This is a genomic window from Micromonospora sp. Llam0, from assembly GCF_003751085.1.
Taxonomy (GTDB): domain Bacteria; phylum Actinomycetota; class Actinomycetes; order Mycobacteriales; family Micromonosporaceae; genus Micromonospora_E.
This window is the reverse complement of the sequence record NZ_RJJY01000002.1, coordinates 393,805-414,252: the sequence shown is the minus strand read 5'-3', so window position 1 is coordinate 414,252 and position 20,448 is coordinate 393,805. Positions and strand designations below refer to the sequence as shown.

The 20,448-nt window shown below is 73.2% G+C and carries 21 protein-coding genes; 7 read left to right on the top strand and 14 right to left on the bottom strand.

Annotation, left to right across the window (positions count from 1 at the left end):
- The first annotated feature begins 44 nt into the window (after positions 1–44).
- Positions 45–422: a DUF742 domain-containing protein gene (locus EDC02_RS28945; protein WP_123605492.1), complete on the top strand. Its 378-nt coding sequence runs from the start codon at positions 45–47 to the stop codon at positions 420–422.
- Between the two features lies 1 nt (position 423).
- Complete coding sequence (locus EDC02_RS28940; protein WP_123605491.1) at positions 424–1,011, top strand: ATP/GTP-binding protein; 588 nt, start codon at positions 424–426, stop codon at positions 1,009–1,011.
- Positions 1,012–1,262: 251 nt separating this feature from the next.
- Here EDC02_RS28940 and EDC02_RS28935 read toward each other — a convergent pair whose 3' ends face one another.
- The 6 genes from EDC02_RS28935 to EDC02_RS28910 all read right to left on the bottom strand — a co-directional run bounded on the left by EDC02_RS28935 (position 1,263) and on the right by EDC02_RS28910 (position 9,866).
- Positions 1,263–3,740: a transposase gene (locus tag EDC02_RS28935; protein ID WP_123605490.1), complete on the bottom strand. Its 2,478-nt coding sequence runs from the start codon at positions 3,738–3,740 to the stop codon at positions 1,263–1,265.
- A 29-nt stretch (positions 3,741–3,769) separates the two neighbouring features.
- Positions 3,770–4,774, bottom strand: coding sequence for a DNA primase (locus EDC02_RS28930; RefSeq protein ID WP_370461579.1), 1,005 nt, complete (start codon positions 4,772–4,774; stop codon positions 3,770–3,772).
- A 116-nt stretch (positions 4,775–4,890) separates the two neighbouring features.
- Positions 4,891–6,732: a thiol reductant ABC exporter subunit CydC gene (gene cydC, locus EDC02_RS28925; RefSeq protein WP_123605489.1), complete on the bottom strand. Its 1,842-nt coding sequence runs from the start codon at positions 6,730–6,732 to the stop codon at positions 4,891–4,893.
- On the bottom strand, positions 6,729–8,519 hold the full coding sequence (gene cydD / locus EDC02_RS28920; protein WP_123605488.1) for a thiol reductant ABC exporter subunit CydD: 1,791 nt from the start codon (positions 8,517–8,519) through the stop codon (positions 6,729–6,731). Before cydD ends, cydC begins: the two co-directional genes overlap by 4 nt.
- On the bottom strand, positions 8,516–9,478 hold the full coding sequence (locus EDC02_RS28915) for a M56 family metallopeptidase (protein WP_123605487.1): 963 nt from the start codon (positions 9,476–9,478) through the stop codon (positions 8,516–8,518). Before EDC02_RS28915 ends, cydD begins: the two co-directional genes overlap by 4 nt.
- A 7-nt stretch (positions 9,479–9,485) precedes the next feature.
- Positions 9,486–9,866, bottom strand: a complete 381-nt coding sequence (locus EDC02_RS28910) for a BlaI/MecI/CopY family transcriptional regulator (RefSeq protein ID WP_123605486.1) — start codon at positions 9,864–9,866, stop codon at positions 9,486–9,488.
- 68 nt (positions 9,867–9,934) lie between these two features.
- On the opposite strand from EDC02_RS28910, the gene EDC02_RS28905 reads away from it, so the two are divergent.
- A complete protein-coding gene (locus EDC02_RS28905) occupies positions 9,935–10,684 on the top strand; it encodes a peptidase E (RefSeq protein WP_123605485.1) in 750 nt (249 codons plus the stop codon).
- 4 nt (positions 10,685–10,688) lie between these two features.
- Here the strand turns inward: EDC02_RS28905 and EDC02_RS28900 are convergent, their stop codons facing one another.
- Complete coding sequence (locus EDC02_RS28900) at positions 10,689–10,868, bottom strand: DUF6767 domain-containing protein (protein ID WP_123605484.1); 180 nt, start codon at positions 10,866–10,868, stop codon at positions 10,689–10,691.
- 139 nt (positions 10,869–11,007) lie between these two features.
- Here EDC02_RS28900 and EDC02_RS28895 point away from each other — a divergent pair, with 139 nt between their 5' ends.
- The gene (locus tag EDC02_RS28895) at positions 11,008–11,418 is read left to right on the top strand and encodes a hypothetical protein (RefSeq protein ID WP_199757953.1); all 411 of its coding nucleotides are present in this window, start codon (positions 11,008–11,010) and stop codon (positions 11,416–11,418) included.
- Positions 11,415–12,002: a DUF4232 domain-containing protein gene (locus EDC02_RS28890; protein WP_158632346.1), complete on the top strand. Its 588-nt coding sequence runs from the start codon at positions 11,415–11,417 to the stop codon at positions 12,000–12,002. Before EDC02_RS28895 ends, EDC02_RS28890 begins: the two co-directional genes overlap by 4 nt.
- 24 nt (positions 12,003–12,026) lie before the next feature.
- Here the strand turns inward: EDC02_RS28890 and EDC02_RS28885 are convergent, their stop codons facing one another.
- The 5 genes from EDC02_RS28885 to EDC02_RS28865 form a co-directional block, all read right to left on the bottom strand.
- On the bottom strand, positions 12,027–12,497 hold the full coding sequence (locus tag EDC02_RS28885; protein WP_123605482.1) for a hemerythrin domain-containing protein: 471 nt from the start codon (positions 12,495–12,497) through the stop codon (positions 12,027–12,029).
- 780 nt (positions 12,498–13,277) lie between these two features.
- On the bottom strand, positions 13,278–14,243 hold the full coding sequence (locus EDC02_RS28880) for a hypothetical protein (protein WP_148083673.1): 966 nt from the start codon (positions 14,241–14,243) through the stop codon (positions 13,278–13,280).
- Between the two features lie 306 nt (positions 14,244–14,549).
- A complete protein-coding gene (locus tag EDC02_RS28875) occupies positions 14,550–15,110 on the bottom strand; it encodes a hypothetical protein (protein WP_233606495.1) in 561 nt (186 codons plus the stop codon).
- A complete protein-coding gene (locus tag EDC02_RS28870) occupies positions 15,107–15,877 on the bottom strand; it encodes an alpha/beta hydrolase family protein (protein WP_123605479.1) in 771 nt (256 codons plus the stop codon). The genes EDC02_RS28875 and EDC02_RS28870 overlap by 4 nt, the downstream gene beginning before the upstream one ends.
- Before the next feature lie 60 nt (positions 15,878–15,937).
- Complete coding sequence (locus EDC02_RS28865) at positions 15,938–16,879, bottom strand: AraC family transcriptional regulator (protein WP_199757952.1); 942 nt, start codon at positions 16,877–16,879, stop codon at positions 15,938–15,940.
- 207 nt (positions 16,880–17,086) lie between these two features.
- Between EDC02_RS28865 and EDC02_RS28860 the strand changes: the two genes are divergently transcribed.
- Together EDC02_RS28860 and EDC02_RS28855 are read left to right on the top strand one after the other, a co-directional pair.
- A complete protein-coding gene (locus tag EDC02_RS28860; RefSeq protein WP_123605477.1) occupies positions 17,087–17,908 on the top strand; it encodes an NAD(P)H-binding protein in 822 nt (273 codons plus the stop codon).
- A complete protein-coding gene (locus EDC02_RS28855; RefSeq protein ID WP_158632345.1) occupies positions 17,896–18,345 on the top strand; it encodes a DUF4345 domain-containing protein in 450 nt (149 codons plus the stop codon). Before EDC02_RS28860 ends, EDC02_RS28855 begins: the two co-directional genes overlap by 13 nt.
- Positions 18,346–18,368: 23 nt before the next feature.
- Here EDC02_RS28855 and EDC02_RS28850 read toward each other — a convergent pair whose 3' ends face one another.
- Both EDC02_RS28850 and EDC02_RS28845 read right to left on the bottom strand, forming a co-directional pair.
- Positions 18,369–19,679, bottom strand: a complete 1,311-nt coding sequence (locus tag EDC02_RS28850) for a hypothetical protein (protein ID WP_123605475.1) — start codon at positions 19,677–19,679, stop codon at positions 18,369–18,371.
- Positions 19,676–20,302, bottom strand: a complete 627-nt coding sequence (locus EDC02_RS28845) for a DUF1349 domain-containing protein (RefSeq protein WP_123605474.1) — start codon at positions 20,300–20,302, stop codon at positions 19,676–19,678. Before EDC02_RS28845 ends, EDC02_RS28850 begins: the two co-directional genes overlap by 4 nt.
- Between the last annotated feature and the right edge of the window lie 146 nt (positions 20,303–20,448).

Sequence of the window (20,448 nt, the reverse complement as noted above, 5' to 3'; positions counted from 1 at the left end):
CCGACAGGTGGAGCTGCGGGCAGGACGAGAGGGGGTGACGGCAGATGACCGAGCGCGATGAACCGACCGGTGCTCTGGTCAGGCCGTACGCCGTTACCCGTGGTCGTACCCGGCCGAAGCTGGAAATCGCCCTCGAGGCGCTCGTGGAAACGACGGTGCGCGGCCGGTCCTCAGGCGCTGTGAAAGGCGGCTCCGGCCGGGAGCACCAATACATTGCCGCGCTGTGTGACGGCCGGCTGCAGTCGCTCGCGGAGATCGCGGCGCGGATGCAGCTCCCACTCGGAGTAGCCCGGGTCATCATCGCGGACATGGCCTCGGACGGCCTGGTCGCGGTGTACGAGCCGACATCCCTGGACGACACGAACGACGCGGTGGGCACGGAACTGCTGGAGAGGGTGCTGAGTGGACTTCGCAGGCTCTGACATGGCGCACCGCCCCATGGCCGGGCGCGTGACATCGGCGAAGATTGTGATCGCCGGTGGGTTTGGCGTCGGCAAGACGACGCTGGTCGGCTCGGTCTCGGAGATCACGCCGTTGACCACCGAGGCGATCATGACCTCGGCCGGTGTCGGCGTGGACGACACGCGACAGGTGCCGGGAAAGACGACCACCACGGTCGCCATGGACTTCGGACGTATCTCGATCGACCGAGATCTGATCCTCTATCTGTTCGGTACGCCGGGCCAGACTCGATTCTGGTTCATGTGGGACGAACTGGTGCGAGGAGCGATCGGGGCGGTGGTGCTGGTCGACACCCGTCGACTGGCCGACTGCTTCGCGGCGATCGACTTCTTCGAGCATCGGCGGCTGCCTTACCTGGTGGCGATCAACTGCTTCGACGGCATGCAGTACCACGATCCGCAGGACGTGCGAGACGCGCTGGCCATCTCCAGCGACGTCCCTGTCGTCCCGTGTGACGCGCGGAACCGTGAGTCGACGAAGCACGTGCTGATCTCGCTGGTCGAGTACGTGCTGACCATGCGGCGTCAGCGTGCGGTGGCACCGGCCTGACCGCCGACCCACCCGGCACAGACTCTCCCGATCTCCGACCCGAACCGGCGGCACCTGACCCAGGTGCCGCCGGTAGGTGTCGTTTGCGGCCGGCCTGCTTGTGGTGCCTGCCGACATCGGCGGGAGGCGTGGGCGACCGTGCTGCCTGCCTGCAGCACGATGGCTGTACCACGACGGGCGCGTACCGAGCGCACGCGGCACCGAGCCCGAGTACGCCCGGCACCCCGTCAGCGGCTCGGGTGGTGACCCCGTCAGGAGTGGTGACCGGCCGGCCGGTACTCGTACTCGCGGCCGTCGCCCTGCCCGCCCTGGTCCCGGCTGAAGTCCCACCCGCCGGCGGCTTCCCGGCCGGGTCGCCCGCCGACGGCGTACCCGCCGATTTCCTGACCTCGACGCCAGCCCCGGAAGTAGCCGTTGGTGTGCTCGGCGATGCTCGCCGCGTCCCGGACGATCCGCAGCGGGCGCTCGTCGCGCAGCGGTGAGCCCGGAACCAGGTTGGCCTGCGGTACCCGCTTCGGTAGCCCGGCGTTGGTCGCGGCACCGATGGACGGTTGAGCGGCCAACTCGGCGGCCCGCCAGCCGTTGTCCGCCTGCGTCGCGAACTCCGCCCCGTCGGCCTCCGGATGCCGGACGAACCAGGCCGACCGTGCCGCCGCGAAGATCAGCAGGTCGCCGTCACCCTCATCGGGTACGGGCGGGGCGCTCAGCGGCTCCACGGCGGCCCGACGGCCGCGACCGTACTCGGGGGGTGGTTGGGGAGCGTCCACGAGTCGCAGCGGTGGCGTCTCCACCGGCGCGTCGGGCCGGCTGTAGTCGTCGGGCTGTCGGTAACCGTCGGGCCGTCCGTAACCGTCGGGTCGGAAGCCGTCGTGCCGGACCTGGTCGGCGACCGGCGGCTCGACCAGACGCAGCATCGGTGGCTCCGGCGGCAGGTCGTCGGCCAGCCACGGAGGCTTGACCCGGCCGCTGTGCCCGTTGGATGCGGCCGGCCGGTGCTCCTCGTGCCCTCCCGGGTAGACCGGAGCGGGTTCGTCGCCGCCGTCGGGACCCAGCGGCACCAGCGGCCAGTTGGACCGGGAACCGGGTGGTGACGACGTCGGCGGACCGGGCCGCGGGGCGGGAACGGGCAGGCTGTAATCGGTCGCGGAGAAGCCTCCGGTCGGCGGCTCGGCGAGTGGCGAGCCACTGGCCGGCACTGCCGAGGTCGGCGCCCCCGACATCGGGCTGCCAGAGATCGGGTGCGCAGACACCGGGGTCCCGGAGACCGGTGCCGTACCCGCCGGTGGCGCCGACCGCGGGGTGGCTGCCGGGGCGTGGCCGGCCGGACCGGCACCTGCCCGGGTGTTGGGCCGAGGGGTGATCGGGGTCGGCCGGCGCTGTGCCCGCGCGTCGTTGATGGCAGCCGTGGTGAGCGTGGCGCGGAACGGCTCGCCGGCGTCCGCCGGCGCGATGCCGGGACGTTGCGCCGGCATCGGGGTCATCCCGGGCGGTGGCGGGGGAGGGGCGGACACTGGACGGTCACTGCCCGGATCGGCGGAACGGCGGGCCACCGGGGCGAGTGGGGTGAGCGGCGTCGGCGCGTTCGGCGGGGGCGCTACCGGTGCCGGTGCCACCGGCGGCGTGGTCATCGGCTGGGGGGAGGCGGGAGCACCGCCGCCGACCGGCTGGGGACGGGCCCGCCGGCCGCCGGCCGGGGTACGGCTCGGGCCGGCCTCCGTGGCCGGCGGTACCGCGTGCAGCCCGGGTGACGGCGGACCGGAGGTCGGGTCGGCGGCCCGGCGCGCGGCGTGCGGCGCGCCGATCGGTGGCGGGGTGACGACCCGGGCGGTCAGGGTGGCGACCAGAGCGTCGGCGGCGGCGTCGCAGGCCCGGACGGCGGCGACGGCGTGCCGCACCGTCTCGGCGGTGGCCGAGGTGAGCGCCTTGTTGACGGTGCCGCGGCGGGGCGACTCGACGATCGCCACCCGGAGGGCGGTCACCGCCGCGTCGATCGTCTGCGCGTCGGCCACCCCGTCGGAGGCGAGGTGGGCGGCGACCGCGTCAGCGGCGACGGTGAGCTCCCGGTTGCGGGAACTGGTGCCGCTGAGCATGCCCGGCTCCGGCAGGGCGTCGAGCACCGCGAGCGCGACCGGCTCGGCCGGGTCGGGGTAGGCCCGCAGCGCGGCCGGGTACAGCTCCCGGAGCACCTCGCGCAGCGCCACGGCGGCGGCCTGCCGGCCGTTGGCCAACGCGGCGTGCGCGGCCAGCACCGGTTTGTACGCGACGAGGTCGCGGGAGACGGGCAGGGCGACCGCGGACATCGCCCCGGCCTGGAGCGCCCGGGCCAGCCCGACGGCGCGCCGCTGGGCCGGCGCGGAGGACATCTCGTCCGGCGACTCGTCGTCGGCGAACCGTTCGGCGTAGTCGTCCGCAGCGTCATCGTCGGCCACCGCGAGTGGGCGACCGGCGGCGGTCAGCAGCGAGGTGACGACGTGGTCGTCACTGTCGGCGGCGATGGCCGCTCCGTTCGCGCCGCCCGACCGCTCGATGAGCATGCAGCTCAGCCGGGCGTAGCCAGCCGGGTCGTCGCCGATCTCGCAGACGTCGAGCAGCCGGCCGGCGTCGTCGACTATCGCGGCGGACAGGGCCGGACCGGTCGAAGCCGACCGGGCAGCCCGGTCCGCCGATGCCAGACCGCAGTACACCCGCACGAGCGCCACCGCGCCGTCCTCCTCCCGGACACCCGTCATGCCAAGGACTGATGGTCCCTGGTGAGGGGTCAGTCGCGCCAGTCCGCAGCGGCAGAGATCTTGCCGATAATCGTGCGCCAGCCGAGACTTGCCGTTTGTGCCCCGATTTTCTTCAATTTGCGGCGGGCCATGAAACCGCCGATGCCGCCGTCAACCGTCGACCTTAGCGCCTCGTCAAGATCGTCCAGCCTGGATCCGGTGGAGAGCATGTCCAGCACCGAGGGCATCCGCAGGGCGTAAGCGAGGTCCCTCGCGACCTCGCCGGACTGGATCAGCAGCGCCGCGTCCCAGGCGTCGTGGCCGCCCCGCAGGTTCTCCACCACGAGGTCGAGCTCGTAGGTGTCCTCCGGGAGCGCCGCGACGTCCGCCGGCTGCAGCCGGTCGACCAGATCCGGCCAGCTGTCCAGCTGCGCGAGGTCGTGCGACGCGCCGGACCGGACGAAGCTGACCAGCGCCTCGGGGTCGCGGAACAGCAGCAGTTTGCCCTGGTGGCTGAGGAAGATCGGCACCTCTTCACCGCTGTCGGCCGACTCGGTGTCGTCGACATCGGCGTCGGCGTCTTGGTCGGCGTCGTCACTCCCACCGGCTGCGTCACCCTTGCCGGTCTTGCCACCCTTGCCCGACTTGCTGGTTGACCCGTCCTGCTGCTCGTTCTCCTCCTCGGCGAGCGCTGCGGCGAACTCCTCGTCCAGGATGACCACGGACTCGTCGTCCTCGTCCTCCTCGGCGGCCGCCCGCTGCCGAGCGGCGAACAGATCGTCCTCCTCGCGCTCGGAGATGTCGGTCGGGGTCAACGCGGCGGACGACCGATAGGCGCGCAGCGTGTAGCCGACGCCACCCGGCAACGCGATCTCGACCGGGTCGATCCGTACGTCCTGCCAGAGCGACCGGTCGGCGGTGAGTACCGCGTCGTCAGCGGCATCGTCGAGGTCGGTCGCGTCGGCGTCGGCCGTCGCGAAGTCCGCTTCTTCGTCAGGACCGTCGGATCCGGCCGTGCGCCGGTCGGCATCGGGCTGGTTCGGCAACTTGGCCACGCTGACCTCCGTGTGTTCTCCGGTGACGGCGCCCAGACCCGGACTGTCGGGTGGGTGACTCTGCGCACACCCTAGTGGGCTGCCCGCCGCGTGGCATGCCCGCACCCCGTCCCGCCTCAGTTGGCTGCCGTCAGGTAACCCTGTTCGGCGGCCCGCTGCATGATCCACTGTTCCTGGTACCAGCCGGGCCGTCCGGTCAGCTCGGCGTGGTCGCCCCGTTGGACGATCCGGCCAGCGTCCAACACCAGGATCTCATCCATCGATTCGAGCCCGGTCAGCCGGTGGGTCACCAGCACCACGGTGCGGTCGTCGGCGGCGGCCAGCGCCGACGCCAGTACCGTGTCCGCCGCTGCCGGGTCGAGCCCTTCGGTGGGTTCGTCGAGGACCAGCACCGATGGACCGGCCAGCAGCGCCCGGGCGAGGGCGAGTCGCTGCCGCTGCCCACCGGAGATCCGGCTGCCGGCCGCCCCGACCAGGGTCTGCCAGCCATCCGGCTGGTCGCGTACCCAGTCGAACAGGCCGGCTGCGGCTGCGGCTGCGGCAAGGTCGTCGTCGGTCGCGGTGGGCCGGCCCAGCACCAGGTTGTCGCGAACTGTGGCGTTGAACACGTACGCCTCGGCGAGCAGCCCGCCGACCAACCGGTGCCGAACTCCGGCCGGCACGTCGGCCAGGTCCACGCCGTCGACCGTCACCCGGCCGCCGTCCGGCGGCACCGCCCCGGTGAGTACGCCGAGCAGGGTGCTCTTGCCGGCGCCGCTCGGCCCGACCACGGCGATCCGCCGTCCGGGCGGCAGCGACAGATCGAGCCGGTCCAACGCCGGTGACGTGCCGGCCCGGTACCGCACCGTGACGCCGTCGAGGACCGTCGTCGGCCGCTGACGGCCGTCGGCCGCAGCAGCACCGGCCGGGTCGGCCGCAGCCCGTCCCGTCGTACGCGACTCCGCGTTGGCCTGCTCGGTCTCAGCCCGCTCTGTCTCGGCCCGCTCCCCGTCGACCTGTCCCGTCGCTGCCTGTCCCGCTTCGGTCAGCAGGTCGGCGACCCGGCGCAGCCCGCCGCGTAACTGCGCCCACTGCCGGGCGGCGGCGACCAGCGCCAGACTCATCTCGACGGCGGCCAGGGCGCCGACCGCGAGGACGCCGACCAGTACCCCGCCGACGCCGTCGCGCAACGCGGTCACCGTCACCGCCGCCACGGTCAGCCCGGCGACGAGCACGCCGACACCGTCGACCGCCCAGCCGGTCGCCGCCAGCCGCCGCTCCAGCCGGGCGAGTTCCCGGGCCCGGCGGGTGCTCCGGCGCAGGGCGTCGGCGGTGCCACCGAACGCCGCCAGGTCGGCCGCCCCGTGGATCAGATCGGCGCCGTCCGCCGCGAACTCGCCGCGCAACGGCGCCACCCGGTCGGCGGTACGCCGGGTGAGCAGCGCCGCGACCGCAGGCAGACCGCCACCGGCGACCGCCAGCCCGGCTGCCAGCGCGAGCGCCGCCGCCGGGCTGACCGTCGCGGCACCGGCGACCGCGAGCACCGCGACGGTGGCCGCGGCGGCACCGGGCACCAGCACCCGCAGTAGCAGGTCCTGCACGGCCTCGACGTCGGAGACCAACCGGCTGAGGGCGTCACCGGACCGGTCCTCGGCGGTCGGCCGTCGCGCGGCCAGCGCGGTGAAGATCCGGAACCGTACGTCGGTGACCACCCGCAGTGTGGCGTCGTGACCGGCCAACCGTTCCGTGTAGCGCAGCACGCCCCGGCTGATCGCCAGTGCCCGTACGCCGACGATCGCCACGGTGACCGCGTCCAGCGGCGGCCGACCGGCGGCGGTGATCAGCAACCACACGGCGGTGGCCATCAACGCGAGCGCGGCCGCCTCGGTCGCCGCGGCCAGCAGACCGGCACCGACCAGCCGGCCGAGGTACGGCCGGGCCAGCGACAGCACGGTCCGCTCCGGCCGCGCGCCGATCACGGGGTGGCCGCCGCGAGGTCGCGTCCGGTGATCCGGCCGGCGTCGAGCCGGACGACCCGCTCGACGCCGTCGAGCAGCGCCGGCCGGTGCGCCACGATCAACGCGGTCCGGCCGGCGACCAGTTGCCGTGACCCGGCCAGGACCGCCGCCTCCGAGGCGCCGTCCAACCGGGCGGTCGGTTCGTCGAGCAGGACCACCGGCGCGTCCCGGAGGAAGGCGCGGGCCAGCGCGACACGTTGGCGTTGCCCGCTGGACAGCCCGTGGCCGCGTTCGCCGAGCCGGGTGTCCAGCCCGTCGGGCAGCGCCGCCACCACACCGGTGAGCGCGGCGGCGCGGACCGCCGCTGACAGCTCGGCCTGGTCGGCGTCGGGCGCGCCCAGCGCGATGTTGTCGGCGAGCGACGCGGCGAACAGATGCGCGTGTTGCGGCACCCAGGCGAGCCGTCGCCGCCACTGCTCGATGTCGAGTTCGGCGAGGTCGACCCCGTCGACGGTGATCCGGCCGGCGGTCGGTGCGACAAAGCCGAGCAGCAGGTGCAGCAGGGTGCTCTTGCCCGCGCCGCTGGGACCGATCACGGCGATCCGTTCCCCGGCCCGGATGGTCAGGTCGACGTCCCGCAGCGCCGTGGTCCGGGGGTAGGCCACGGTGACCGATTCGAACCTGATCTCCGCCGGCGGCGATCCGACGACCGCCGGTGCCGCTCGGCCCGCCCGCCCACCGGCGCTGGCGTCGCGGGCCGGCACGTCCTCGCTGACATTACGGGCCGGCACGTCCTCGCTGGGGGCGCGCGCCGGATCGTCCTCGCCGATCAGGGTGAGCGCCTCGTCCAGCACGGTCAGGCCTTCCATGCTGGCGTGGAACCGGCTGCCCGCGGTGCGCAGCGGCAGGTACGCCTCCGGGGTGAGCAGCAGCACCAGCAACGCGGTGGACAGCGCCATCCCACCGGTGAGCAGCCGCAGTCCGATCGGCACCGCGACCAGCGCCACCGCCAGGGTGGCGACCAGCTCCAGGACCAGCCCGGAGAGGAAGGCGATGCGCAGCGTACCCATGGTGGCGACCCGGTGCCGGTCGGCCATCCGGCGTACCACCTCGGCCTGCGCCCGCTGCCGCCCGAAGGCCCGCAGCGTCGCCAGCCCCGCCACCATGTCCAGGAAGTGGCCACCGAGCTGGGTCAACCGCCGCCACTGCCGTTCGGTCGCTGCCTGCGCGTGCCAGCCCAGCAGTGCGCCGAAGACCGGGATCAGCGGCAGGGTGACCGCGACGATCAGCGCGGAGCTCCAGTCGGCGAACGCCAGCCGGGCGAGCACCGCCACCGGTACGGTCACGCTCAGCACCAGCTGCGGCAGGTAGCCGGTGAAGTAGCCGTCGAGGGCGTCGACGCCCCGGCCGGTCAGGGTGGCGAGCTGGCCGGCGCGCTGACCGGACAACCAGGCGGGGCCACGGCGGTGGATCGCGGCCAGCAGGTCCGCCCGCAACTGCGCCTTGACCGTGGCCGCGGCCTCGGCGGCGAGGTAACCCTGCGCCCAGAGCAGCGCGGCGCGGCCGGTGACCGCCAGGACGAAACCGCCGAGCGCGGCCCGGTCCAGCTCGCCACCGGCGGCCGCGGCCAACACCAGTGCCAGCGTGGTGGCCTGGGCGATGATCAGGCCGGCGGCGATCACGCCGAGTACGCCGAGCAGCGCTAGCCGTACCCGCACCGCCGGCACCTGGCGCACCAGCCGTGGATCGAACGGCCGGCGGCGACCGGCCCGGTCGGCCGGTGCGGTGGCGGTGCCGGCGGTGCTCACCAGCTGAGGTACAGCGACGCGGGCAGCAGGAGCAGCGCGGCGGCGACCACACTCGCGGCCGCCGGCCGCAGCCGGGGTGCCGGACCGTCGAGCAGCAACCGCTGCACCCGGGCGTCGAGCTCCAGGTCGGCGGCGCCGAGGGCACCGGCCGGGGTGATCCGGCTGCCGGCGCTGGCGAACCGGCGCAGCGCGGTGGCCAGCGGCTCGTCGGCGTGCTGACGCCGGGCCTTGTCGTCGGCGCGCATCTCGACCAGCAGGGCGACCGCGTCGTGCGCCGCCCGCAGCCACCGCGCCCGGGGCAGTGCCCGGCACAGCGCGGTGAACGGCAGCAGCACCAGGTCGTGCCGCTCGTCGGCGTGCGCCCGCTCGTGGCTGAGCACGGCGGCGAGCTCGCCGGGGCCGAGCAGGTCGAGCGTGCCGGCGCTGACCACCACGGTCGGCCGGACCCCGGGCAGGCAGTAGGCGGCCGCGCCCGGGTGGTCGAGCACCAGCGCGCCCGGTGCGGCCGGATCGGCGCGGCCGACCAGGGCGAGCAGGTCGCGGTGGCGACGCTGGACCCGTACGGCGGCGAGCAAACTGCGTACGGTGGATCCGAGCAGGACGGCGGCGATCGCGGCGGCGAGGCCGACCAGCGCCAGCCGCACCGGCCCCAGCCCGGCCGGGAAGGTGCCCGCCGGCAAGCCGTTTCCGGTGGTCAGGCTGGTCACCCCGGCGGCCAGGTCGCCGATGAACAGACCGGCGGCGCGGCCCGGCCCGGTGCCGTACGGGTCGAGCCCGACCGCCAGCGGAACGCCGATCGCGGCCAGCCCGACCGCCAGGCCGAGCGCCTGCCAGCAGAGGATCGCCACCCGAGGGCTGCGCCAGGTCCAGCCGGGGCCGAACCAGACCGAGCGGGTCAGCGCCTGAGCGGTGAGGTAGCAGGCGAGGATCACCGCGGCGAAGTGCGCGCCGTAGGCCATGGCAGCGTCAACCCCGCCGGTCCGCCGCCTGCGCCTGGTCGGTGAGCGCGGCCCGGAGCACTTCGGCTTCGGTGCCGGTGACCGATCTGGCGAACCGGACCAGGGCCGCGTCCCGGCTGCCGGCCAGATCCAACGCGTCGAGCATCAACTGGGCGATGTACGCCTCGCGGCTGGCCGCCGGCTGGTAGTGCCACGCCCGGCCGGCACGCTCCCGGCTGACCATGCCCTTGCCGGCCAGCCGGTCCAGCACCGTCATCACCGTCGTGTACGCCAGGTTGCGGTCCTGCAGTGCTTCGGCGACATCGCGGACGGTGACCGGAGCGGCCGCCGGGTCGCGGTCCCACAGCACGTCCATCACCGCGCGTTCGAGGTCACCCAGTCGCGTCACCGGTCAAGCCTACCGCCGGTAGTAGATCCGCCGGTCAGCGGAGCGGACCGATGGCGCATCCTTGACCGATGGCACCCCTGCGTCAGATCTTCGCCGTTTCCGGCATCCTTCATCCGCCGACGGGCGAACCGGCTCCGCGACGCAGCGCACTGCTCGACCACGCGATCTCGTTGACCGGTGTGCCGGTGGCGAAGGTCTGCCTGGTGCCGACCGCCACCGGTGACCAGTCCCAGGTGATCGAGTCCTTCTACGCGGCCGTCAGCGACGCCGAGCAGGTGATCCCGTCCCACCTGCAGCTGTTTGTCCGGCCGAACGTCGACGACGTCGGGGCGTTCCTGCGCGATCAGCATCTGATCTGGGTGACTGGCGGAAGCGTGGTGAATCTGCTCGCCGTGTGGCGGGCGCACCGGGTCGACGCCATCCTCCGCGAGTGCTGGGCGGCCGGCGTGGTGCTGGGCGGGGGTAGCGCCGGCAGCATCTGCTGGCACACCGGCGGGGTGACCGATTCGTTCTCCGAGCGGCTCGACCCGGTCACCAACGCGTTGGGGTTGTTGCCGTACAGCAACGGTGTACACCATGACCTGGCGGAACAGCCGCGCCGGAGGCGGTACCTGGAGTGCGTCGCGTCAGGCGACCTGCCGGCCGGGTACGCCACCGACGACGGAGTCGGCCTGCACTACGTCGGCACCGAACTGGTCGAGGCGGTCAGCAGCCGGGCCGGTGCCGGAGCGTACCGGGTCGAACCGGGCGAACGGCACGGGACAGTGGTGGAGCGATCGATCCCGACCCGCCCGATCGGCCTCAGCCAGCGGACTTGATCCGCTAGGCCGTGACCCGGCGGTTCTCGTGCAGCCCGGCGCGGAGTTCGTCGTCGCTCATCACCAGGTAGACGAGGCCGCAGTCGGCCGGACCGGTGGCACCGGGCAGGCACAGCGTGCAGGGCTCGCCCGGCCGGATCGGGCATTTCGCCTCGGGGCGTCGGTGGTGCACTCGCGCGGTCATACCTCCACTGTCCCGGGTCGACGCGGTCGGCGGCAGGGCCGGACGGCACCCGGTAGGCCGGACCTCAGGCCCGGGACCGGACGTCCACGGTAGGTGCCTGGCCGTACTACTGTGCCGACGGCGACGCTGGGCGGAAGGGGTGGGCGGCATCAAATTCGGGGCGAGCTGGTCGCTGTGCGACCACGATGGCGTGCTGCTGGCTGATCTGGACGTGACCGACGGCGACTTCCCCTGGCTGTACGCCACCCTCCGGCCGACCGAGGCGTTCGCGCCGCTGCGGCCGATATTCGACGCGGAGCTGCGGGCGATGCAGGTGGTCGAGGACGCTCCGGACGGCGGCGCCTGGGAACGGGCGTACCAGCAGGTGCGGGCGGCAGTCGTGCTGATCGACCCGGACGGGGCGGCGGTGCCGGAGTTCCTGCTGCACGTCGAGGGCGACGAGGCCTGGTGGCGGTGGAGCGACGAACCATTCGACGAGGACGGCGACGAGGACGAGGACGGCGACGAGGACGGCGAGCCTGTCTCCGGGAACCAGACGGGCGACCGGTGATCCGCCGTCGGGCCGGTGCGCTGCTGCTGACGGCGGTGCTGCTCGCCGGCTGTGCCGGTCAGCTGCCGCAACCAGGTCCGCAGCCACCGGACAACGATCTGGCACCCGTCCCCACGCCGACGCCGGTGCCGTCGGCGGACCCGTCACCTGACTGCCCGGACTCCGGGGCACTGCTCAGCCTGGGTGAGGTTGACGCCGCGATGGGTTTGCGGGCGATGCCGATCCGGCTGGTCAACTGTGCCGAGGAACCGGTGCACGTCGATGGCTTCCCGGAGCTCACAGTTCTGGACGAGCAACTGCAGCCGCTGGCGGTCGAGGTGATCGAGGGTGCCGAGGTGGTCGCCCGGGTCGACACCGTGGCCGGCAGCCCCGTGCCGGTCACGGTGCAGCCGGGCGAGCGGGCCGGCGCGGTCCTGGTCTGGCGCAACACAGTGGACGACGTACGGGTGCCGCCGACGCACGGCACCTTCCTGTCCGTGGCGCCGGCCGTGGGCGAACCTGCGCAGGTGCTGGAGCCCGACGGCGGGCTCGACATCGGCACCACCGGCCGGGTCGCGGTCAGTCCGTGGGCCCCGGCCGACTGACCGGCCGGCGCCCAGCCTGCCGGGTCACAGCGGACCCAGCACGGTGCCCGGGTCCGCGTCCAGCGCCAGGGTCTCCAGCACCGTCAGCAGTTGGCGTTCCTCGTACCTGAAGTGGGACTCCATGATCGCGGCCAGTCCCTCCAGGTGCCGGTCCAGCTCGGCGGGCGGCGCGGCCCGCGCCACGGCGGCCTGCAGCCCGCTCAGCAGGTAGGCGATCATCGAGTGGTCCTGCCGCAGGTTGCGCAGCGTGTCGTGCAGCTCGGGATGCTGCGCGGCGATGACCGGGAACAGTCGACCGTCCTCACCCTCGTGGTGAGCGGTCAGGGCGGCGCAGAACCCATGACAGAACAGCAGCAGATCCCGGGTCGCCGGCTCCGCCGGCCGGCCGGCGGCCAACGCCTCCCGGGTGACGGTCAGCGCCTCGCGGAGCCGGTTGTGTACGCCGCGCAGTTCGCGGCTCCAGGCCACCAGCCTGGCTTCGTCGCCCTCACCCACGGGTGGAGGGCGAAGGGACGACGATCGTCATCGTCGTGCTCCCTTCGGTCCGGCGCCTCCATGCCTGACACGGACTGCCACCGGCACGCGACGCTGCGGAGAGATTATCAGATGTCGCCCCGGACCGACCGGCCTGACCGGACCGGCCAGCCTTGTGGACAGAGGACTGTGACCAGGTTGTCGCCGTATTTACGATGGCAAACTTGGCGGGCGGTGATAAGGTTACTGTACGGCGACTCACGGGGAGACAGATCATGATTAACCTTGAGCCACGTGCATTCATAGCCCGGTGCATTCATTGCCCGACGACCCGGCCCAGCGATTCGACGCTGTTTCGCTTGGCGGTCGACGGCCGTGCCGGCCAGGTCACGCTGTCGTAGCCTCGGTCAGCGGTAACTGACCTATCGGTGGCCGGAAGTCGGCCACGAGGAATCAGCGGTTCGTCGCGTTTGCGTGACGTTCCTGGTGTCCGCGCCCGCCGCCCGGCCCAGCCGGTCCGCGGTGCAGTCCATCTGTGTGCAGACCCCGGCCAGCGTCACACCCTGGTCGGGACCCGACCGCCTTGGCGTCGGCTGCCGGCACCCGCCGGGCCGATGCCGGGCAACCGTTGTCGACCACTACCTGTCCCGTCTGATCGGCGCGATTCCCGACACCGTCCGGAGAGTCGCAGCCGATCGCTGTATGCCAATGGCAGTTCCGCCGGATTCTGCCTTGTCGACGTCAGCGGAGGTGATGCGTGATGGAGACCGACTGACCCGTTTCGACCGTTCCGATCCTGCGTCACGGCTGAAGTGCCGGAAACCACTGGATGCCGTACGCGAGATACAGTTCCGGATCGTCGAAATCCGTGTACACCTCGCCGACCGCGTCCGGCTGCAGCAGTTCACTGCCGGGCTGCGGTGTGTCCAGTAACCGAACGGGCTCCCCGGTCACTCGCCGCACCCACTTGGGCAACCGGTCCGGGTCGAATCTCACTCGCAGCTCGAAGCGCCGGCACCGTCGGGTAGCCGTCAACACGTAGTGCGGTGAGGCGATCTGGCTCGGCCCCAGCCGGGTGACCACACTGAAGTCGCACGACTCACCGGCGGCGAGTGGCCGGGGCAGGCCCACCACCAACTGCGACCGCTGCGGCAGCGGTCGTTCGTGCCTGATCAGCCGCCCGCCCCAGTGCACGTCTGCCCGGATGTCGAGCCCGTCGCTGCCTGGCGGGCAGGGCAGCGACATGCCGAGCACGATCTCGTCGACGCCGTCCCGGTCGGCGACGATCCGCCGTTCCTCGTACGCCTCCATCGTCGGGGTGTCCAGCCGTACCAGCACCCGCAGCCCGGCGACGTGCCAGCCGGCGCCGACCGGGCTGGAGCTGCGCCGGCCCAGCTCCTGGCCGATCGCCTCGGCCAACAGCATTTCCGCTTCGTTGATCCGGCGCAGCGCGGTCCGGTCCTCGCGACCCAGCCGTCGGGCCAACCAGGCGACCCGGCCACGGAAATGCGCGTCCTGCGCCTGCGGGTGCAGCCCCAGCGCGACCCGCGCCGCCAGCGCCATGTCGTCCGGTAGGCGTCGGACCTGGCTGTTCAGCTCGGCTATCACCCGCTCGCGCAACTCGGCGGGCGCGTCGTCGCGGTTCACCGCACTGTTGCCGCAGAGCGTACGCAGGTGGTCACCGAGCCGACCGGACAGATCGGGTGCCGACACGCCGCGACCGACCCGCAGGGTGCGGAGCTCCGACTTGACCTCCACAGCGGACACGGATGTCACCGTCCTTCCTGGGCGAGTCACCTTGTCCTCGCCGTGACATCAGCACCAGATTCTGTCACGCGATGCGACTTTTGCGGACGTTCACAGTGGCCGAGACTGGTCACAGCGAGATCCGACGTGGTCCGCTCCTGCGCGGAAGGGCGTGAGCCGCCGTGCCTCCGTGTCCCGATCTGTGGGTGCCGGGACCGGTTCACGTGGTCAGCGCGTGGACAACGGGGATGGCTCCGGTACCCGCAGCGGGGGACGGTTCCGGTGCCCGCAGCAGCGGGATGGTTCGGCACCCGCCCCGCCGGGCGGTCATTCACCGCCGGGCGGCTCACCGTCGGCCGGGTCGAACAGGGGCGACGGAGGCCCGGCCACAGCCACTGGGCCGGGCCGGTGACTGGGCGGGGCCAACGGCCGCTCCGGCTGCCGGCTGAACAACCGTACGCCAGGTCGCGCCGCGGTCGTCCGGACGGTGACCGGCAGGGTGACCATGCGCACCGGCTCGGGCGGGGCGGTGAAGCCACGGCTGCCCCATCGGACCCAGATCGCCACCCGACCAGCCGCGGCCTCGGCGAGCAGTTTCTCCACCGTACGGTGCCGGTCGGTGTGGTCCACCTCGATCACCAGCGGCGGCGCGCCGGGCCGGGCACAGGCCACGTCGACGACCGAGTGCCGGCCCTGCATCGGCGGCGGCAGCGGCAGTACGCTGGCCGCCCGCCGGTACACCCGCCAGCCCTGCCCGGCACCCCACCGCACCACGGCGTCGATGATCGTCCTGGTGACCTGTTCGGTGCCGAGATCGGTGAAGGTCAGCGTGGCCAACTGGTCGCCCAGCCCGGCGGCCACCCGAGCCGCGTCGGTGCCGTCGGTCACAGCGGCAGCCAGGCGAGTACGTCCCGGATCTTGGCGTCCCAGTAGCTCCACACGTGGTCACCGGCTTCGAAGTCGACGGTGAGCGCAACGCCCCGGGCCGCGCATGCGTCGCGGAACCGGACATTGTCCGGGTACAGCACGTCCTCGGTGCCGCAGCACAACCAGAGCTGCGGCAACGCCGCCGGGTCGGCCCGGTCGAGCACCGCGAGCAGGTCGTCGTCGCTGCCGGCGATGTCCTGGTCGCCGAAGACCCGCCGCATCAGCGGGTCGGTGGCGGACACCGATGGTCCGTGCTGGCGGGCGGCCACGTCGAGTACGCCGGACAGGCTGGCCGCCGCCGCGAACCGCTGCGGCTGGCGCAGCGCCCAGCGCAACGCCCCGTACCCGCCCATCGACAGTCCCGCGACGAAGGTGTCCTCCCGCCGTCGGGAGACCCGGAAGAACGAGTCGACCACGGCCGGCAGTTCGGTGGACAGGAAGGTCCAGAACGGCGCTCCGTGCACTTCGTCGGCGTACATGCTGCGGTGCACCTGGGGCATCACCACGGCCAGACCGCGCTCCTCGGCGTACCGCTCGATGGAGCTGTACCGAGTCCAGGCGGTGGCGTCGTCGGTGAGCCCGTGCAGCAGGTAGAGCACCGGGGGATCGGTGTCGCCGGCCCGCGCCGGAGCGCCGATCCGGGTCCTGGTGTGCTGCGGCAGCAGGACGGTCATCGAGGTGGCCTGCTCCAGTACGTCGGAGTAGAAGTCGACCCGCAGATGTGCCATCCGCCCAGTGTGCCGGTTCGCCCAGTGTGCCGGTTCGCCGGACGGCGGCCTCTCGTCGGGTCAGTCGTTCCCGGCGCTGCGCCGTTCCCGACGGACCTGGCCCGGCGGTACCCCGTACGCCCGTTTGAAGGCCCGGCAGAACGCCGCCTCCGACTGGTAGCCGAACCGGCGGGCGACCATCGGCAGCGGGTCGGCGGACCGTTGCAGATGGTCGTGGGCCAGCTGCAGCCGCCAGGTCGCCAGGTAGCGGATCACCGGTTCACCGACCAGGTCGGTGAACCGGGCGGCGAACGCCGACCGGGACATGCCGGCCTGCTGGGCCAGGGCGCCGACCGTCCAGTCCCGGTCCGGCTCGCGGTGCAGCACGGTCAGCGCCCGGCCGATCTGGTCGTCGCGGAGCGCGGCCAGCCAACCCTGGCGCGCCTCCGGGGCGGCGTCCAACCAGGACCGGATGGCCTGGACCACCAGTACGTCGGCCAGCCGGGTCAGCATCGTCTCCCCGCCCGGCTGCAGCGCCTGGGCCTCCCGGGCGACCAGCCGCAACGTGCTGTGCAGCCACCCCGACTCGTCGTCGTCGAACCGGTCGAGATGCAGCACCGGCGGCAGCTGGGCGATCAACCGCCTGGCGGCGACGTGGTCCGGGCGCAGCACCGCGTACGTCACCTGGGTGAGCTCGCCGCCGCCCCCGTGCCGCATGATCTCGTAGCGGTCGCTGAGCTGTTGCACCGGAATGTCGAACAGCGGCCGCGTCGACGCGGCCGGGGCGCTGCGGAACCGGTGCGGGACACCGTCCGGGATCAGGGTCAGACTGCCCGGCCCGATCAGGTACGGCTCGGCGTCGCCCACCTCCAGCCAGCACCGGCCGGCGGTGACCACCTGCAACGTCATGCAGCCTGGCAGGGCCGGCACGTCGATGCCCCATGGGGCGGTCAACTCGGCCCGGCAGTAGAGGGTGCCGGTCAGCCGGAACATGTGCAGGGTCTCGCCGAGCGGGTCGCTCATCGCCGGGATCGCGCAACTGGGTGTCGTCCACACCCCGCCCAGCTTCCTGGAGAATTTGCCTGACGTCCACAAACCTGGACGATGAGCAAAGAAGTCAGGAATGAGGATCATTGTTCCGCCGACGCCGCCCCGGCAGGCTGGTCGGTAAGGCAGCGGGCGTTAGCAGGCCGTCCGCGACACCCCAGACCGAACGGGAGTTCCCACGCCATGTCACGACCGTCAGTGCTCGTCACCGGGGCGACCGGCAAGACCGGCCGGCGCATCGCCGACCAGCTCACCACGCTCGGCCACCCGGTGGTCCGGGCCAGTCGCCAGGGCGATCAGCCGTTTCACTGGGCCGAGCCGGCCAGTTGGCCCGCCGCGCTGCGCGGGGTGGACGCCGCGTACCTGTCGTACTACCCGGACCTCGCCGCGCCCGAAGCGCCCACCGTGGTCGAGAAGTTCACCGCCGCCGCCCGCGCCGCCGGTGTCCGCAAACTGGTCCTGCTCTCCGGCCGGGGCGAGACCAACGCCGGCCGCTGTGAGGCGATCGTCGCCGATTCCGGGCTGACCTACGGCATCGTGCGGGCCAGCTGGTTCAACCAGAACTTCACCGAAGGACACCTGCTCGGCCCGGTCCTGGCCGGGACGGTGGCGCTGCCCGCCGGCGAGGTGGCCGAGCCGTTCGTGGACGTCGACGACGTCGCCGACGTCGCGGTGGCGGTGCTCACCGACCGCCGGCACGACGGCCGGACGTACGACGTTACCGGGCCGCGCCTGCTCACCTTCGCGCAGGCGGCGGCGGAGATCGCTGCGGCCAGCGGCCGGGCCGTCGGCTACCTGCCGGTCACCGCCGAGCAGTTCCACCTCGCCCTGGTGTCGCAGGTCGGGCCGGACTACGCACGGCTGCTCACCGACCTGTGCGTCGAGGTGTTCGACGGGCGCAACGCGTCGCTCGGTGACGGCGTCGAGCGGGCGCTGGGCCGTGCGCCCCGGGACTTCGCCGCCTTCTGCCGACAGGCGGCCGCCGCCGGGGCGTGGCAGCAGTGACCACCGTCGCCGGCCCGGTGCCGGACGCGCCCCGCAGCCGCAGCCAGACGGTGATCCTCGTCGTCGCCGGCCTGGTCGTGGTCGGCATCGGGGGCGCGGTTCTGACCGCACCGGACGCCTTCCACGCCGGCAACGGCATCGACTTCGCCGGCAACAGCAGCCTGCTCAGTGAGACCCGGGCGGCTGGCGGGGCACTGCTGACCACCGGGATCCTGGTCACCCTCGGGGCGTTCATCCGCCGGCTGACCTTCGCCGCGGCACTGATCGGCGCGACCGTCTATTTGGCGTACGGACTGTCCCGGCTGCTCAGCATCGCTCTGGACGGAATGCCGGCCACCGGTCTGGTCGCCGCTGCCGTCGCCGAGCTGGTCCTCGGCACGGCCTGCGGATACGTCCTGCACCGTAACCGCCGCGCAGGTGCGAGTCAGGCACCGTAACCGCCGCGCAGGTGCGCGCCCGGTCACCGCAACCGGGCGCGCCATGCGTCGAAGTCGTCGGCAAGCGCGTGGTCACCGGCCGCCCGGCAGCTGTCGGTGGCCACCTCCAGCAGCCGCTGCCAGACCGGCAGGTACGCCGCCGGGTCCGGCGGCGGCCGGCCAGGGACGGCCCGGTACGCGCTGGCGAGCAACGCGTGCGCGGCCAGCGCCAGCCGCCGTCCGTCGGCGTACGCCGTGGGCAGCACCTCGACGGCGCCCGCCGCCAGCTGCACCGCCGCCTCCAACGGCAGCCCGGACAGCCAGCGCATCGACGTGGTCCAGAGCAGCGCCGGGTCGCCGCGCAGCGTCGATGCCTCCGGCAGCGTCGCCTGCCCGGCCCCGGCCCCGGCCGCGTGCCGCTGCACCACCGTTGTCAGGGCCGGCTGGGCCGCCCGGTCCAGCCAGTCGTCCGCCGGCACCCACAGCAGCCCTCGGTCCCGTACGGTCGGCAGCACCAGCCGGGCCAGACCGCGACCCACCTCCGGCGGGAACGGCACCGGCCCGCCGGCCGTCGAGAGCAGCCCGTCGACCACCCTCAGCTCGGCCTCCAGCGCCTGCCGGGCCTGGCCCGGCGGCAGGCCGGCGGCGATCACCGTCGCCGGGACGAAGCCTTCGACGACCCGGCCGTCGACGAAGTTCAGCAGCGCCGACACCACCGCCGCGCTGTGTACGTACCCACTGTCGACGGTGCCGTCCGGCCCGTCCGCGTCCGCGCTGTCCCCGCCTTCGTCGGCGTGGCCGTAGTAGCCCAGTGCCGCGTTGGCCGAGGCGATCGCGAGCCGCGGGTCGCCGTCCGGTGCCAGCGTCGCGGCGTTGGACGCCAGTACCCGGGCCAGGTTCCGGCGTCGCGGATGGGCCGGATCGCCGCCGGTCACCGACAGATAGGCCAGGACCGCCGCGTCGGCGTCGACCTCCGCCGAGGCGGCCCACCCCCGTACCGACTGGGCGAGACCACGGCGGGCCAGCACATCGGCCAGCGACAGCTCCGCGTCGGGCACGGTGGCGACCAGCCGGGCGTACGCGCGTACCGCGTCGTCCAGCGCCGCTACCGCCGCCGCCGGGTCCCGGTCGGCGAGGTGCAGCGCGCCGAGCCGGTAGCACAGCCCACCCAGCCCGGTCCGCCGGGACACGTCGTCCGGTGCGTCGTCGGCCAGCTCACCGGCCAGCTCGACGGCCTGCCGCTGGCAGCGGACCGCCGCCGACCAGTCGCCCCGTCGGCTGTGGTCGGCTGACTCGCCGACCAGCTCGTCGATGCGTGACCCGGCCGGCCGGTACGGGACCACCGTCCGGGTCACCGCCCACCGCGTAGATCGTCGGGGACCACGTCGACCAGGCTGATCTGCTCGAACGTGGCGGTGCAGCGGCCACCGGTGGGCGACTGGGCGAGGAAGCCGACCCGGGTCGGCGCGTCGGCGGCACCGGTGAGCCGGAACAGCCGGGCGAACTGCCAGGTGGAGCCGTCGAGTGAGTAGTGGAACGCGTACGCGGACCCTTTGCGCAGCACCCGGAGATGGACGCTGGATGCCTCGACGGTGACCGCATTGGCGTCGTCGGAGGTGCCGTTGGTCACCACGGTCACCACCATCGGCCGGCGCTGCGGCGAGTACTCGAAGCACAGCTTCGCCCAGTGTTCCTCGTCGATACGCAGACACAGCACACCGGCGTCGAACGCGGCCGCGAAGTCGACCGTGACCCGGGCGGAGAGTGCGAACTCGCCGTCCGGGCAGTCGAACAGCAGCGCCGGGGCGTTGTGGGTGCGGTACTCGCCGACCGGGTCGACGAACCAGTCGGTGCCGGCGCCGGCGGTGAGCGACAGGGCCTGCCGACCGGCGTGATGATCCGCCGCCACCGGCGTGTGCTGCCAGGCGAGCGGCGGCAGCCCGGCGATCGCGGGCGGTGGAGGTGCCTGCGGTGTCATCCTGCCTCCGGCGGGGCACGTCGGTCCTGTCGGACGCGGTACATCGATTTCGTTGGAACTGCCATGCTGCCACGGGTGGGCATCCCGCCGCTGGCCCGGCCCACCGGCTACGACGCCCGGCCGACCTTGACCCCGGCCGGGCCTTG